The organism is Bifidobacterium sp. B4081, from assembly GCF_026537335.1.
Taxonomy (GTDB): Bacteria; Actinomycetota; Actinomycetes; order Actinomycetales; family Bifidobacteriaceae; genus Bombiscardovia.
The window spans coordinates 1-14,625 of sequence record NZ_JAFNMM010000001.1 but is presented as its reverse complement, the minus strand read 5'-3'; the positions used below and the strand labels follow the sequence as shown (position 1 = coordinate 14,625).

The 14,625-nt window shown below is 56.9% G+C and carries 13 protein-coding genes and 1 pseudogene; 2 read left to right on the top strand and 12 right to left on the bottom strand.

Going from position 1 to position 14,625, the window contains the following annotated elements; translation table 11 throughout:
• Positions 1–32: 32 nt before the first annotated feature.
• From J3T92_RS00070 to J3T92_RS00020, 11 genes and pseudogenes are all read right to left on the bottom strand, one after another.
• On the bottom strand, positions 33–827 hold the full coding sequence (locus J3T92_RS00070; protein WP_267400198.1) for an energy-coupling factor ABC transporter ATP-binding protein: 795 nt from the start codon (positions 825–827) through the stop codon (positions 33–35).
• A gap of 27 nt (positions 828–854) precedes the next feature.
• On the bottom strand, positions 855–1,718 hold the full coding sequence (locus J3T92_RS00065; RefSeq protein ID WP_267399154.1) for an energy-coupling factor ABC transporter ATP-binding protein: 864 nt from the start codon (positions 1,716–1,718) through the stop codon (positions 855–857).
• On the bottom strand, positions 1,706–2,464 hold the full coding sequence (locus J3T92_RS00060; RefSeq protein WP_267399153.1) for an energy-coupling factor transporter transmembrane component T family protein: 759 nt from the start codon (positions 2,462–2,464) through the stop codon (positions 1,706–1,708). The genes J3T92_RS00065 and J3T92_RS00060 overlap by 13 nt, the downstream gene beginning before the upstream one ends.
• Positions 2,465–2,469: 5 nt before the next feature.
• A complete protein-coding gene (locus tag J3T92_RS00055; protein ID WP_267399152.1) occupies positions 2,470–3,150 on the bottom strand; it encodes an ECF transporter S component in 681 nt (226 codons plus the stop codon).
• Between the two features lie 17 nt (positions 3,151–3,167).
• Positions 3,168–4,115, bottom strand: coding sequence for a nucleoside hydrolase (locus tag J3T92_RS00050; protein WP_267399151.1), 948 nt, complete (start codon positions 4,113–4,115; stop codon positions 3,168–3,170).
• Between the two features lie 592 nt (positions 4,116–4,707).
• Positions 4,708–6,156 (bottom strand): MFS transporter, encoded by a 1,449-nt coding sequence (locus J3T92_RS00045; RefSeq protein ID WP_267399150.1) that lies wholly within the window; start codon positions 6,154–6,156, stop codon positions 4,708–4,710.
• A 40-nt stretch (positions 6,157–6,196) separates the two neighbouring features.
• A complete protein-coding gene (locus J3T92_RS00040; protein WP_267399149.1) occupies positions 6,197–7,120 on the bottom strand; it encodes a nucleoside hydrolase in 924 nt (307 codons plus the stop codon).
• On the bottom strand, positions 7,117–7,974 hold the full coding sequence (locus J3T92_RS00035; RefSeq protein ID WP_267399148.1) for an energy-coupling factor ABC transporter ATP-binding protein: 858 nt from the start codon (positions 7,972–7,974) through the stop codon (positions 7,117–7,119). Before J3T92_RS00035 ends, J3T92_RS00040 begins: the two co-directional genes overlap by 4 nt.
• Positions 7,971–8,819 (bottom strand): energy-coupling factor ABC transporter ATP-binding protein, encoded by an 849-nt coding sequence (locus tag J3T92_RS00030; protein WP_267399147.1) that lies wholly within the window; start codon positions 8,817–8,819, stop codon positions 7,971–7,973. The genes J3T92_RS00035 and J3T92_RS00030 overlap by 4 nt, the downstream gene beginning before the upstream one ends.
• Positions 8,816–9,634, bottom strand: a complete 819-nt coding sequence (locus J3T92_RS00025) for an energy-coupling factor transporter transmembrane component T (RefSeq protein WP_267399146.1) — start codon at positions 9,632–9,634, stop codon at positions 8,816–8,818. Before J3T92_RS00025 ends, J3T92_RS00030 begins: the two co-directional genes overlap by 4 nt.
• A 146-nt stretch (positions 9,635–9,780) precedes the next feature.
• Positions 9,781–10,431 (bottom strand): annotated as a pseudogene (locus J3T92_RS00020) (ECF transporter S component); the annotation flags it as partial.
• Between the two features lie 250 nt (positions 10,432–10,681).
• Here J3T92_RS00020 and J3T92_RS00015 point away from each other — a divergent pair.
• Both J3T92_RS00015 and J3T92_RS00010 read left to right on the top strand, forming a co-directional pair.
• Entirely contained in the window at positions 10,682–12,553 is a 1,872-nt protein-coding gene (locus J3T92_RS00015) for a PfkB family carbohydrate kinase (RefSeq protein WP_267399143.1), read from the top strand.
• A 167-nt stretch (positions 12,554–12,720) separates the two neighbouring features.
• Positions 12,721–13,779: a LacI family DNA-binding transcriptional regulator gene (locus J3T92_RS00010; RefSeq protein ID WP_324123916.1), complete on the top strand. Its 1,059-nt coding sequence runs from the start codon at positions 12,721–12,723 to the stop codon at positions 13,777–13,779.
• An 85-nt stretch (positions 13,780–13,864) separates the two neighbouring features.
• Here J3T92_RS00010 and J3T92_RS00005 read toward each other — a convergent pair.
• Positions 13,865–14,625, bottom strand: a 761-nt coding sequence (locus J3T92_RS00005; RefSeq protein ID WP_267399142.1) for a carbohydrate ABC transporter permease, incomplete at its 5' end; no start/stop codon positions are given.

Below are 14,625 nucleotides of genomic sequence, written 5' to 3'. Positions count from 1 at the left end.
CATAAGTGCGGCTACAGCCAAAATTCAGTCGCCTACGGTTTCATGCCACCGCCAGCCAGCAGACGCTTTGCCAGCTCTTCCCGAGTACAAATGTCCGCTCCAAGACCGAGCTGCAAGGCAAGCTCGCTGGCAAAAGGCCGCTCAAGCATGCTTTCATCAAGCAGGGCCTGATCCTGGAATATCTCCTTAGCCGTACCTGTCCTCAGCAGCTTCTTATGCGCCATGACGAAGAAGGTGCTGAAATGCTCGGCTGCAAATTGCATGTCATGGGTAATGGTGATCACTGTCACACCGCGATTGGTCAATTCCTCCAGAATGGCACCGAGTCTGTTCAGGCCCCGATAATCCTGCCCTGCGGTAGGCTCATCTAAAATCACGATTCTCGTGCGCATGGCAAGAACGGAGGCAATGGTCACGATCTTTCTGGCCGACAGGGGTAGATCATAGGGGTTCTCTTCCATCTGCCCGTCCAACCCGCATATGGTCGCGGCCCATTTGCTCTGCTCCTCCACCGTATCCGCATCAAGCTTGAGCATTTTCGGACCGAAGGCTATCTCCTCGCCAACAGTGTTGTGGAAGATCTGATCATCGGGATTCTGAAAGACGTACCCGGCGATTTTGGACATCTGGGCCGTAGTGTGCTCCCTGGTATCTTCCCCGTCAATCAGCACCTTCCCGGATGAGGGGCGCAGGAGGCCGTCCATCATTTTGACTGTGGTGGTCTTCCCGGCTCCGTTCTGCCCTAGGATCGCGATCCTGGCACCTGCTTTCACGGAGAAGCTGAGGTTCTCGACAGCCGAGTACCCATTGGGATAGGCGAATGTCACATTTCGGAATTCAATAATGGGCAATGCTCAGCCCTCCTTTCCGGCAAAGCCGATTTGCTTGGACAGCAGGGGCAGTATTTCCGACAACGTGATCGGATTGCCCTGGATTGGCCTGCCTTGCTTGCGCAGAGTATCCGCCAGGAGAACCGCTTGCGGCAACATCACACCGTCGTCAAGCAGTTCGACACGCGACAGGATGTCATGCTTTTCACCAGTGCATACCAATTTGCCATTGGACAGGACTATGACCTCGTCGCAGTATCTGGCGACCAGTTCCATCTTGTGCTCGACCAGTATGATGGTTTTCCCCATCGCCTTCATTCCGTCGATGATGTCAAACACACGCTTGGTCTCACGGGGGTCCAACTGCGAAGTCGGCTCATCGATCACGAAAACATCAGGCTCCAGAACCAGCACAGAGGCGAAGGCAACCCTCTGCTGCTGGCCTCCGGAAAGCTCAAAGGGGTTCTTATCTTTGAGATCGGCGATGCCAGTGGTCTCCATGACCGAGTTCACGCGTTCCCGGATTTGGCAGACAGGCAGTCCCATGTTTTCCAAGCCGTAGGCGATCTCTGCGAATACGGTGTCACGAGCCCCCGTGATCTGATTGAAGGGATTCTGGAATATATACCCGATGCGCCAGGCCAGGTCTCCACTGTCATACTCAGACAAGGGCTTGCCATCGAAAATAACTTCTCCAAGCAGCTCACCCTGGTAGAACTCTGGAATGAACCCACGAATCAAGTTGCACAGCGTGGTCTTGCCGGAGCCGTTCGTGCCGATGACCGCATAGAACCTGCCCTTTTCAATCTTCAGATCAACATGGCTCAGACTCGGGCGGTCGGCCAAGGGGTAGGTATAGGTCACATCCTTGAGTTCTATATAAGCCAAAGCGCAATCCTTCCGGCGATCAATGCGACGAATGCAACCGTAATAAGGATCACTGCCACCTTATCTGCAGGAGTGGCTTTAATGTCCTCCAGATGAGTAGGAGTCCTGCTCGACGAGAACCCCCGTGCCTCCAGCGTGAGCGCGCGTTCCTCAGTACCGGCGATCGAGCTGAGGACCAGCGGAATCATGGTCGGGAGAAACACCTTGGCGCGGGTCAACACACCGCCTTCAGTCTCGACTCCTCGGGCCCTCTGAGCATTCATGATGGTCTTGGATTTCCTCCTGAGCACTGGCACTATCTGCAAGGTGGAAAGCACCACGTAGGAAGCCTTTGGACTCATTCCCGCCTTTTCAAGAGAAAGCACAAAATCCTTCTGCTTGGTGACGGCAAAGAACCATATCAGGCTTCCACCGGCGCACAGGAGCATGAGTCCCAGGTTCAAGGCGAACATGATGCCCTCGTACTTTACGCTGAAGATCCAGAAGGTGAACAGTATGCGTCTTGCATCCGGGTAGAAAAGCGTTTGAATGACAAAGAGGATGAGGAAAAGCACGCCCACCGTTTCCAGCTCCCTTCTGATGAAAACAGACCAGACTCCGCTCGCGGCTGCCAGAGCATTCATGAACAAGAAGCAGATGAGCTTGCTCGCTATTCCTGGCAGCATGAAAGACACAGCCATGAGCACCACAGCCATGTAAAACTTCGTAAGCGGATACAGATTGGCAATGACGTTATGACCAGGCATGCAACTCAGTCCTCCGAAGACGGCAGACCAGCGGAAGCAGGCGCATCAGCAGCGGAATCCTGGGAAGGCCCCTGCCCAATGGTCTTTGCAACCTTCTTCTTTATGTATTTGTCGCCAAAGGGATACTTGATCAGGGAACAGGCCGGAATAGCCTTGACGATCAGCCAGGCGATGAAGACCGATAGAATCTTACCGGCGCTTTCGGTGACGATGTATACGGACAATACGGATGTCAGTATTTTCTGCCCAGTCGCCATAAGCCCAGCAGCGATCATGGAGGCGCCACCTCCTGATGCGCCGCCAAAGAAGAAGACAGTGATGGGCGTAGCCGTGATAGTGCCGACAAGTCCGAGAACGATGCCTGAAACAATCAGCTTCCATACCTTGGTCATCATGTTGTACTTGGCCAGAAGACCGGCAGCCAGCCCGATGAAGAAGGCGCAGATTGCATAAGGGATCAGGGTGGGATCGAAAATCCCGTTTATCAGATTGGTCAGGACTCCCGTTATTGCAGCTGGAATAGGCCCGACCAGAGCCCCCACCAGTATGACGCCGATGGTATCCATGTCCAGTGGCAGCTTCAGCACCGAAGTAAGCTGGCCGCCGACGATATTGATGGCGATGGCCACTGGTATCAGCAGCAGGACCATCAAGGATAATTTGCTTCGCTTGTTGGCTTTCTTCATAATTTTCCCTTCCTCGCTTACTCAATCTCTTCGTCAAAAATCGTGGTGAACAGCAGACGATAGAACCGGTCGGCATCAACGCTGGCCGCATATCCCGCGTTGCATTCACCTTCATGCCAATGCCCATCGATATCGGTAATCGACTGTCCTCTGGCCAAACCATCGACAACGACATCGATATTCGCCGGCCTTACTTCAAGTATGCTTGGATCAAGCATATAGGCGACCGTCAGCACGTCATGCATGGGCGCCACAGCCTTATGCCTGGACCGCCAGTTATCATCCAAGCCCTCGCGGGTGATGTCATACAGGAACCGGGACAATCTGGTGCCGACCAGACGGATTCTCTCCCGCATCTCGCAGGTGAGCGCAATCTTATTGGTGACGTCAAGGCCGATTACAGTCACATCCGCGATCCCTGCCTGCAGAACTTCATGGGCTGCTTGCGGGTCGGCCCAGAAATTGTATTCCGCCACAGGACTTACATTCCCTGTATATTTCGCACCGCCCATGATGATGAGGCGCTTGAGGTTGGAGGCAAATTCGGCGCTGCTGCGGATGGCACAGGCGATATTAGTGCAGGGCCCTGTAGCAAAGAGCGTTATCTCACCAGGATGGCTGTTGACATATTCCACCAGAAAAGCGACAACATCTTTTGGCTGCTCATGGCTGTCGGAGGCAATGGACTGGGCATACCCACCCAATCCGTCATCCCCGAAAGCCTCGACGGTCGCGGGCTGCCTATCGTCCAAAGCCCTTGAGCAGCCCCGATATACCGGGATGTCCGACCGATCACACAAGGCAAGAATGTTCAAGGCATTGCGCGTGGTATTGTCAATCGCCCCATTGCCCGCCACCGTGCATAGGGCTTTAAGGTCGCACTCCTGCGAATGCAAGGCGAGGATGATGGCCAGAGCATCATCGCAGCCGGGATCGCAATCGATAATGATCGGTTCAGGGCTCATCTGGTCCGCCAACCTTCGGTATCGTTCATGTGCCTGTCTCTCCTTTCGTGTTCAGGACCTGCCTGAAGCCTGTATTCTGCCGGATAGATAAAGGATTCTGCTCTTACTGCTGACTGTGATGGTTCTGGTGCTTGGCCTTTGCGGTTAATCGGAAGCCGCCATTCAGATTCAGGCCTCAGATTCAGATATGTGCAGGCTCCAGGACAGCCATATGGCTGGCAAAATGATGATGGTGATGATGATGGACCGGGGTATGCAGATGCAGCCTCTGTGCAAGACCGTCCGTGGCCCTTTGACCATGGTCCGTCAGCTTTTTCAATTGATTATGGGAGGGCATGGCAAAGGACCGAATGCCCTTGTCAAATAGTGCCGTCGGCACCGTCATGCCTGACTGTCCCATGAGACCGTTATACACGATTGCGACTACATACTCAGCAATCGCCAGTCCTTTCTGGCAAGTCCGCTTGAGCCGTTAATCGATAACCGCCGATGCGCCTTGTTGAATCTTCTTCGATTCTGCACCATATCGACAAAGGCCAGGCCCAGGGGGGCAAACCCCAGACCCGGCTCTCTCAATCAGCAGCTCGAGGGATCAATCCTCGTCCGCGGCCACGCGGGAGTGGCTATAGATCATCTTCATTGAGCAGATGAAGAGCACCAAGCCCAGCAGGATGATCACGCCGCCGATCATGAAGACGTTGGCGTAGGTCGATGCCAGACCTTGCGCAGTGCCGGCCAAGCTGCCCGAACCCATGGATCCGTTGGCCATGAGCTGGCCGAAGAGGGCGACGCCAATAGAGCCGGTGATGGCCTGGAGCAGGTCATTGAAGCCGAGCACACGGCCGGACTCCTCAGGAGCCACGGTCAGGGTCGCGGTGTCAACGATGGGCTGGTAGAAGAAGGAGGTGCCGAAGTAGTAGATGCAGGGCGCCACAGCCAGGGCCCAGATCTTGCCGGCGGGAATCAGGAAGGCGATGGCGATCAGGCCGCCGCCCATGCAGGCCAGAGCCAGGATGACCGAAGCCTTGCGTCCGATCTTCTGGATGATCGGACCGGCAGCAAATCCCATGATGCCAGCCAGGATGATGGACCAGACCAGCAGGTTGGAAACCTTAGAGGAGTCGATGCCGTACACGTTCAGACCAATGGCATTGACGCCCGCGTTCAGGGTGTAGCTGAAGAAGTAGCCGACGAAGATGACGGTCATGGTCATGGCGAAGGCCGGGTTGGTCAGCATCTTCGGAGTGATGAAGGGATTGCTGGCCTTGTTGACATAGACCAGGAAAGCCACCAGGGTCACGATGCAGGCAATGCCCCAACCCCAGTTGATGTCCGTGAAGAACATGGTCACCGAAGCGGCGAACAGTCCGATCAGCGTAAAACCGATTCCGTCGATCTTGACGCCAGCTGCATGCTGGTCGGGCAGGTTCTTGGCCAGAACGGGAATGAAGAAGACGGCCACAATGCCTACGCCGAAGAGCCAGCGCCAGTCAAGCAGGGTCATATAGCCAGCCAGGAAGACACCCAGGGCAGCGGCGAAGCGGAAGACTGCGACGAAGACGCCGTACCAGAGCACGCGCTTTTTCTTCTCCACGTACTTGGAGACCAGAACCAGGAAGATGGACCCGGAAACCTGCCAACCGGCCGACTGCACCACGCGAGCGGCGATGACGATCCAGATGTTGAAGGTACCGAAGCACCCTAGAATCGACCCCAGTACGAAAACGATCGTACCCAGGATCATCATCTTCTTCAGGGAGACAAAATCGCCCAGGGAGCCGTAGATGACGCAGACGATTCCCAGGATGATGCCGGGCAGCGAGGTGATCAGCGGAGCCAGATTGGCCTGGTTGAGCTGCTTGCCGATGTTCACGTAGATCATCCCGAAGGCCTGCTGCTGAAGCACGCCCAGGGTGAAGATGATCAGGACCACCGGGATGGCCACTCGGGCCATCTTGTTCATTTTCGCGAACTCCGGAGTCCCCTCCTCGGGAACGGGTATACCGTTCTTCTGCTCCTCGGAGACAGTTGACTCGCTCATTTTTTCTTTAATTTCCTTTCGGTTCTTCTCAATGCGGAAGCTACTGACGGCGAACTCGGCCGACCCTGTCGACAAAGGCGGAGCGGAATCCGTCCACATCCACGTCCACGCAGACGCTGGCGTTGGCCTTGTCGCTCAAGATGCCGTCGTAATCGACCACCGTGGCGCCCAGGGTGAGCGGGCTGGAGATTTCGACGTCTACTAAGGCCTCGCGCATGGTGAACAGGTCTGGCTGGAGCAGGACCATGGCGGCCGAAGGGTCGTACATCTTGATCCCCTCTTCGATGTGTCCACCGTCGTACGACCGGAAGAGGGATGCGACCATGCCGCCCACTTCGCCGGCTGCGTCCAGATCGTCCAGATCTCCGGCGACCAGATGGGCCTTGCGACCGATGTCCAGACCAACCATGGTCACAGGCAGCCCGCTGCGGAAGACCATCTTGGCAGCTTCAGGATCGACGGAGATGTTGAACTCGCCATAGACTCCGATGTTGCCGCGCCCGGTGGAACCTCCCATCATGACGATCCGGTCGATGTGGTCCTTGACCTCCGGGAAGGTGGCCAGCAGCAGGGCGATGTTGGTCAGAGGGCCCAGGGTCAGGATGGTGACTGGCTCATCGCTCTCCAGAAGCACCCGCCGCTCCTCCAGGACCGCATTGTTCTCGGTCAGCAGGCTGGCGTCAGGCTCAGGGAAGACGAATGACCCCATCCCTGACTTGCCATGGGCTTCGGTGGCGAACCTGTTGTCACGCATGAGCGGGGCCGCAGCGCCACGGGCCACGGGGATGCGCCTGCCCAGGAAGGTCAGCAGCTTCAGGGCATTGTTGGTGGTGTGGCCGATGCCCACATTGCCTGACACCGAGGCTATCAGCCTGATGTCGAAGCTGGGCTCGTCGACCAGCATCGTAATGGCCGCAGCATCATCGATGCCAGGATCCGTGTCGATGATCAGTGGTCTGGTCATTGCTTCACTCCTTTTGCTCTTGTCGTATCCAAACTCAAATTCCTGCTCCCCGATTTGGCCCGCCAGGCTGCATCGACAAAGGCAGAGACGGTGAAGACCGGGCCATCCAAGCCGATTTGCCGGGCCACCCGAGTGATGGGCGGAGGCGTCACATAGGCCTGCTCGAGCACATCGTCCCGGGCGAAGACCTCCTCGCGACTGCCATCCAGCAGGACCCGGCCATGCTGCATGAGCACAACCCTGGGGAAGTTGCGGGCGACAAACTTCATGTCGTGGGAAATGGTGATGCAGAGTCTGCCTTGGCCCCGAAGACGGGCGATGATGGCCGCCAGCCGATCATCGCCCGCCTTGTCCTGTCCGCATGTGGGCTCGTCGAAGACTACGGTACCCGTATCCATCATGAGGACGGAGCCGATGGCACAGAATTTCTTCTCGGTAGGGCTCAGATCGAAAGGATGATCGTCCAACCGGTCCGCCAGACCCACCAACCCAGCAACCTGCTCCATACGTCGCGCTATCAGATCCTGATCGAAACCAAGCTGCCGGGGACCGAACGCGAATTCCTTGCGCACACTGTCCAGAAAGAGCTGATCGTCGGGATTCTGAAAGACGTACCCCACCTTCCGGGCCCACTGGGCCGTGTTCGCTGTAGCCAGATCGACGCCGTCAATCAAGATGCGACCCTTGGTTGGTCTAAAGATGCCGTTCAGATGTTTGGCCAGGGTGGTCTTGCCAGCGCCGTTCTGACCGATCAGCGCTACAGGCTGATCACCTTCGAGGGTCAGATTCACTCCGTCCAGGGCACGATGGCCATGCGGGTAGACGTACTCCAGATGCTCCAGATCGATCTTCACCGCAACGCCTCCCGAATCATGCGTACCGCCTGGTCCTCGCGTACGGGCAGATCCGGCAGGTCGAATCCAGCGTCCTGCAAACCCCTGCCGAGTTTGACGTAATCCGGTATGTCAATCCCCCACTTCGCGGTCTCGGGATCAGTGAAGACCTCCCCGGGAGTACCTATGGAGCGAACCCGGCCTGCCCCCAGAACCATGACCTGATCGGCGCATCGAGCGACCCGCTCCATATCGTGATCGACCATGACTACGGTGATCCCCTCCTGGTTGAGCCGCTTGACAATGTCGAAGATCTCCTCGCTGCCTAGCGGGTCCAGCTGGGCCGTGCATTCGTCCAGAACCAGGATGTCCGGTTCCATGATCAAGGTCGAGCCCAAGGCCACCCGCTGCACCTGTCCACCGGAGAGTTCCAGAGGGTTCTTGTCGAGCAGATCCTCGATATGCATAAGGGCCGCCACCCGAGCCACCTTGGCATGCATGGTTTCACGTGGAACCCCATGGTTGCCCAGCCCGAAGGCCAGTTCCTCGGCTACGGTCCCGGCCGTATAGGAGAGCTGATTGAAGGGGTTCTGAAAGACCAAGCCCACATGTCTGGACAGATCGGCAATGCTCGAAGCAGCTACGTCGATGTCCTCGATCTGGACACTCCCCTTGGATTTACCTACGAAATAGTGAGGAATCAGACCGACCAGGGCGTTGCACAGGGTCGACTTTCCCGATCCGTTGGCTCCGACGATGCAGAAGAAGCTGCCCTGCTCCACGCTGAAGCTCACCCGCTTCAAAGTGGTCCGATTGGCATCACGGTATCTGAAAGAGAAGTCCTCCACTCGTATGACCTCGGTCATGCCCGACCTCCCCACTGGATTGCGAAGGTGACCAGACCTGTGCGAGAAAGGCAGCCGAGCACCAGGGCAAGCACCAGAAAAACGGTGAACAGGATGGTCATCACGGTGTCGCTGCGCCGCCAAACCACCTCAAGATAGCTGGTCTGCCGCACCCTACGGATACCGAATCCGCGGGTCTCCAAGGTCATCCCGCGCTCCTGCGAATCCGTCAGGGAGGAAAGAACAACCGGTCCGAGCAGGGGCAGGAAGGCCCGCGTCCGGGAAATCAAGCCGCCGCCGGTCTCCAAGCCACGCGCGTGCTGCGACTGCTCGATGACCGCAATCCTGCGCTGCATCTGGGGAACCACATTCAGACTGGCCAGGATCAGGTAGCCGATCTTGGATGGCACGCCTATTTGTGTCAGAGCCGCAACCAGGCGACCCATGTAGGTAGTTTTATTGGTCAGATAGAAAGACCCTAGGAAAACCAAAAGGGTTACTACGATTTTGGCTGCGTAGAGGCTGCCTTCAAGACCCAGCTCGGCAAATCCCAGATCAAGAATGACCTTGGTGTTTTTTGGGCTGTAGCATCCCTGAATAAACAGCAGCATGAGCGTGATGGGAATGCCGAACCCAAACATAACCCCAGTGAAGGGCCTGAGCACCCGGGCCAGAGCCGCTGCTACGAAAAGTATGACGACGATTCCCAGACCCATGGTAAAGTCCGGCCAAACCAAAGTCGCAAGGCCCAAGGAACACACTCCAGCAATCTTGGCCATGGGATGCATGCGGGCCAGGGGAGAATCAGGAATCCCGTTCGATGCAGGACCAGGCATCAGCGTTCAGACCTTTGGGTGCGTTCATAGTCCAAGGCCACTGAGTCGCCTGTCGATGTGCCACCATCAGCTTCTGCTGCGCCGTCGATCTTCCCCGGCCGTGCTGAACTCGCCAGACTGGACGCTCCAGTCGCTTCGCGTTCATCCTCGTCTTCATCCTCATCCAAGTCATCCAAATCGTCCAGATCGGACTGGTCATCGCTGCCGTCCAAGGCGTACTGGCTCAGGAAGCGCTTGGGGATTCGACGCACAATCACATAAGCGATCAGGACGGTGATGCCCTTGTCGATCAGATTCTCCAGCATGGAGGAGGAGAGCACTGAAATGACGATGTTCTTCACAGCCACCACCAGCGCAGCTGTGAGGACCGAAGTGCCATTGACTCCGGTGGCGCCCCCGTAGACGAGCACGGTGATCAGAGAGGCGGTTACCGTGTTGACCAGGGCGCAGGCCAGCCAGACCAGGACGACTCCCCATATCCGTTTGAAGAGCCCGGCCTTGACCATGTATCCGATCACCAGGCCGCACAAAACGCTGGAGAGCGCATAGGGCAGGTAAACCGGATTAGCTACCAAGGCGAGGAAGACATTAGTCAGCAGTCCGCACAGGGCAGCCACCCAAGGCCCGGACAGGCAGGCGATAACCGTGGTGCCAATCATATCCAGGAAGAGCGGCAGTTTGAGGGTGGAGCTCAGGCTCCCACCGATGAGGTTGATGCCCACCGCAATGGGTATCAGCACCAAGGATTTTGTCGAGAATTGAGCAGTGATTCCTCTCCACAACGATCGCGCGCTCATAATTCGTACCGCCTTTGGTCCTTGAATGTCGATTTCTGCAGACGGCCGTCGCTCACAGCCAGATCCGCATCACCGCTTTGAGAAACCACTTTCGTAAACAACTTTCATTGACAGAGACTATCAACAGCTGCATGGGGTGTCAAATGCGAAACCTCTGACGACGATCTCTCAGGTAAGCTTGATTCGCTAGACCCAACAGGCCAACGAAGCCATTCGCCGGAGCATCAGAGATGAGGAGGGCAGGAACCCCATGAATATCAAGGACATTGCTGAGCTTGCCGGCGTATCCACATCGACGGTCTCCAAGATCGTAAATCACAGGGACGCGAGCATTACCGCCGCCACGCGCGACAGGGTCCTTGAACTGGTCAGGAAGTACCACTACACGCCCTACGGATCCTCCAAGCCCAACACCACCACCTGGAGAATCGGAGTCCTGCTGAGCTCATCCATCTCCATGGATTCCACCTTGGATGGGATCATCCAGCAGGCACAAAAGTCGGGGTACGGCACCCTGGTCTTCAACAGCTACGGCGATCACGACCAAGAGGAACGAAACATCCTGGCCGCTCTGGAACATCGAGTGGATGGCATGGTATGGGAGCCGATCGACCGCGCAAGCTTGGCCTTGAAAAGCAAAATCGAGGAACGCAGGATCCCCGAACTCACCATTGGACCCCTGGGGGACGATCGGGCCGCGCTCATGCCCTACGAGGAGGCTGCTTACAGTCTTACTGAAGAGCTGATCAATCGCCACCACACCAGCATCGCTTGCCTGCTCTCGCCAGGCAGGCGGACCCAGAGCTTCCTGCACGGCTACCGACGCTGCTTGTTCGACCATAACCTCCAGTACCACACCGACATGGTCCTGGAAACCATCGGCGAGGACCTGACCCAAGTCCTGGAGAACCGGCACGTCACCGGAATCGTGGCATCCCACTACCACCATGCCCTGGAATTCCTCCAGTTCGCTGAATCCATGCATTACCACCTGCCCCAGGATCTCTCCCTGGTCTCCCTGATGAACGACACCAACGTGCATCTGCGCTACCCAGGCAGCCCAGAGATATCGTCCTACGTCATGCGCAATGCCGATTTCGGCGCCTATCTGTGTCGACGGATCATCCGCGCCATCGAGCATGAGTCTGATTCGAGCGAGACCTTCGAGCATGTTTTTGCCCTGGACGGCGAGAAGACTATTGGCCGACCCCCGGACCAGCGATGCAAGAAGATCGTGGTGGTGGGCAGCATCAACGTGGACACCTACCTGACCGCTCCTAGTCTGCCTAAGGCGGGCATGACCACCACGACCAGAAATTTCGCCTCTACACCGGGGGGCAAGGCCACCAACCAGGCGGTAGGCGTGGCCAGGCTGCGGCATCAAGTTTCCCTTATTGGCAATGTCGGCAGTGATCCCGCTGCAGACTACATTTACAAAGCTATGAGGCAAGCCCACGTGGATACCACTGGTGTGCGCAGAATCAGCGGGGCGGACACGGGCAAAGCCTACATCTTTGTCGACAGCAAGGGCGAGTCGATGATCTCCTTGGTGGCGGGCGCCAACGAATCCCTGACCCCGGGTGACATCACCGAGCGTGACCAGATCTTCAGAAACACCGGCTACTGCCTGATCCAGACAGAGATCCCCATGGATACTGTCGCCGAGGCCTGCAGAACAGCCAAGCGCCACCAGGCTGTCACCATCGTCAAGCCATCATCCTGCGACCACCTGCCCGAGGACCTCCTGTCTTCGATCGACATCCTGATCCCGAATTTCAACGAGTTGAACACCCTGATACATGGACCAGAACCCGTGGTTGATAAGGCGAAACAGTTCATCGACGGCGGGGTGGGCAAGGTTATCATCACCCTGGGCGAGCACGGCTGCACCCTGGTCACTGCCAGCGGACACAAGGACTTCCCAGCCCACGAAACCCGAGCAATCGACGACACCGGCGCCAGCGATGCCTTCATCAGTGCTCTGGCCTCCTATCTGTGCAACGGATGTTCCCTGGACAAAGCCGCCCATATCGCCAATCTGGCCGCCGGCTTCAGCGTCGCCCGCGAAGGCGTCATTCCCTCTCTGATCAACCGCCGCCAGCTCGAGGGCCTGATCGATTGAGCAGTCCAGACGCGAGTACGACGGTCAGATTATCTGCCGCAATGCGCTTTGTCCTTGAACACAAAACCCGTGTGCTTATACTCTGAACAACACATCATTCGCCTCAAGAACTTTCTAGATAATGTGGAAGTATCACCGAATCATCAACCATGTAGGGAGAAGATGAAGTGACGAAGCACCGGGTGACTATCCGCGAAGTAGCTCACAAAGCACAGGTATCTCAACAGACAGTTTCCAATGTAATTAACGGAACCGGTCGAATGAGCGAACAAACCAAGAAAAGGGTGCAGTCTGTCATAACTACCTTGGGATATCATTCCAATCGGCCCGCTCAGATGCTGAGAACGGGGCATAGCCGGATGATCGGCATCACTGTTCCTCGGTTTGATCAGCCGTTCTGCAGTTTATTCTGTGACTGTGTAGCACAATATGCCCATCAAGAAGGGTACGGCCTGGTCGTAAGCGTATTCGGCGACAATTTTGAAGAGACCATCAAAGAAACCTACCAACTCAACGCAGATGGGTGGATTTTCTTCGCTGATGCCACTATTTTGCGACGCATCCGTCACCTTAAGCAGGACTATCCTGTCGTATTGGCAGGCGACTATTTGGGCGACGGTGAATTGGATGCAGTTATGATGCCCAATGTTGACGCATCACGTTACGCCACGAATTGGCTTATCGAACATTCTGATGGCCATGTAGGAATGATTGGCGCATCTTTCGAAACATACGAACAGGATGCCAAAGATCCTGATCCGATACCCCAACGACTTCGTCATACGCGGGGTAGAAACACAGATATGAGACTGCACGGATATCTATTAGCCCTGCAAGATCACGCTATACAACCTGATTGGACGATTATTCGTCCCGTCCGTAAATTGATCGAAGCAGAAGGCGAAAGAGCTACAGAGATGCTGCTACAAACAGGAGATATGCCGTCAGGCATTATATGCGCCAACGATGCCTTAGCGCTGGGCGCCCTGTCTACTTTGTCCAAACACCATATTTCCGTACCGGAACAAATACAGGTAATCGGTTTTGACAATACACGCGAGTCCCATTACTCCTCGCCGCCACTGAGCACGGTTGACCCTCATGTCATGCAATACGCCCAACTAGCGGTCCAACAACTCATCGCACGCATCGAAGGTTCCAGCGAAAAAGTCCACGTACTAACAACTGGCTATCGGCTGGTTGAACGTCACACCACCGTCCAATAGCAGGCAGACAAGCATTCCAGTCCACCCTATTGATGCACGATTACATGTGACGAATCCAATATAACGATTCCATAGAATTTTTGGTTTATTCTTTGACGGCTCCTGCGGCGAGGCCGGATTGCCAGTATTTCTGCAGGAGGAGGAAGGCGATGACCAGGGGGATGATGGTGATCAGGCTGCCGGTGATGACCAGGTTCTGGATGGCCTGCCCGCCTGCGGTGCTGGCCTGGTCCTTCCACTGGTTCAGGCCGATGGTCAGCGGGTACCAGTCCGCGTCCTTGAGCATGATCAGGGGCAGGAAGTAGTTGTTCCAGGTCGCCACGATCGTGAACAGGGCGCAGGTCACGATCCCCGGCGCCAAAAGGGGCAGGCTGATCGTGCGGAAGGTGCGCCACTCCGAGGCGCCGTCCACGCGCGCCGCCTCCAGCAGCTCCCCGGGCACGGCCTGGTCCGAGAAGATCCACATCAGGTACAGGCCGAACGGGCTGATCAGGCTGGGCACGATCATCGCCCAGGGCGTGTTGGTCAGCCCCAGCTTCGCGAACAGCAGGAACTGCGGCACCGCCAGCGCGATGCCCGGCACGCTGATCGCGCCCAGCACCACCGCGAACACCGCCTTGCGGCCCGGGAAGCGGAACTTGGCCAGCGCATACCCGCCCATCACCGCCAGCAGCGTGGCCCCGCCCGCGCCCGCCGCCACGTACAGCAGCGTGTTCGCCAGCCAGCGGGCGAAGATCCCGTCCTGGTAGGAGAACACCTCGCGGATGTTCTCCCACAGGGCGAACGAGCGGCCCGGCCCCAGGCCGAACGTGCTCGTGAAGTCCGCCTGCGTCTTCGTCGCGTTCA

Bases quoted from the DNA above. Each gene is read 5' to 3' on its own strand.
- J3T92_RS00060 (WP_267399153.1), bottom strand. From the start codon at position 2,464: ATGCCTGGTCATAACGTCATTGCCAATCTGTATCCGCTTACGAAGTTT.
- J3T92_RS00055 (WP_267399152.1), bottom strand. From the start codon at position 3,150: ATGAAGAAAGCCAACAAGCGAAGCAAATTATCCTTGATGGTCCTGCTG.
- J3T92_RS00050 (WP_267399151.1), bottom strand. From the start codon at position 4,115: ATGAGCCCTGAACCGATCATTATCGATTGCGATCCCGGCTGCGATGAT.
- J3T92_RS00045 (WP_267399150.1), bottom strand. From the start codon at position 6,156: ATGAGCGAGTCAACTGTCTCCGAGGAGCAGAAGAACGGTATACCCGTT.
- J3T92_RS00040 (WP_267399149.1), bottom strand. From the start codon at position 7,120: ATGACCAGACCACTGATCATCGACACGGATCCTGGCATCGATGATGCT.
- J3T92_RS00030 (WP_267399147.1), bottom strand. From the start codon at position 8,819: ATGACCGAGGTCATACGAGTGGAGGACTTCTCTTTCAGATACCGTGAT.
- J3T92_RS00025 (WP_267399146.1), bottom strand. From the start codon at position 9,634: ATGCCTGGTCCTGCATCGAACGGGATTCCTGATTCTCCCCTGGCCCGC.
- J3T92_RS00015 (WP_267399143.1), top strand. From the start codon at position 10,682: ATGAATATCAAGGACATTGCTGAGCTTGCCGGCGTATCCACATCGACG.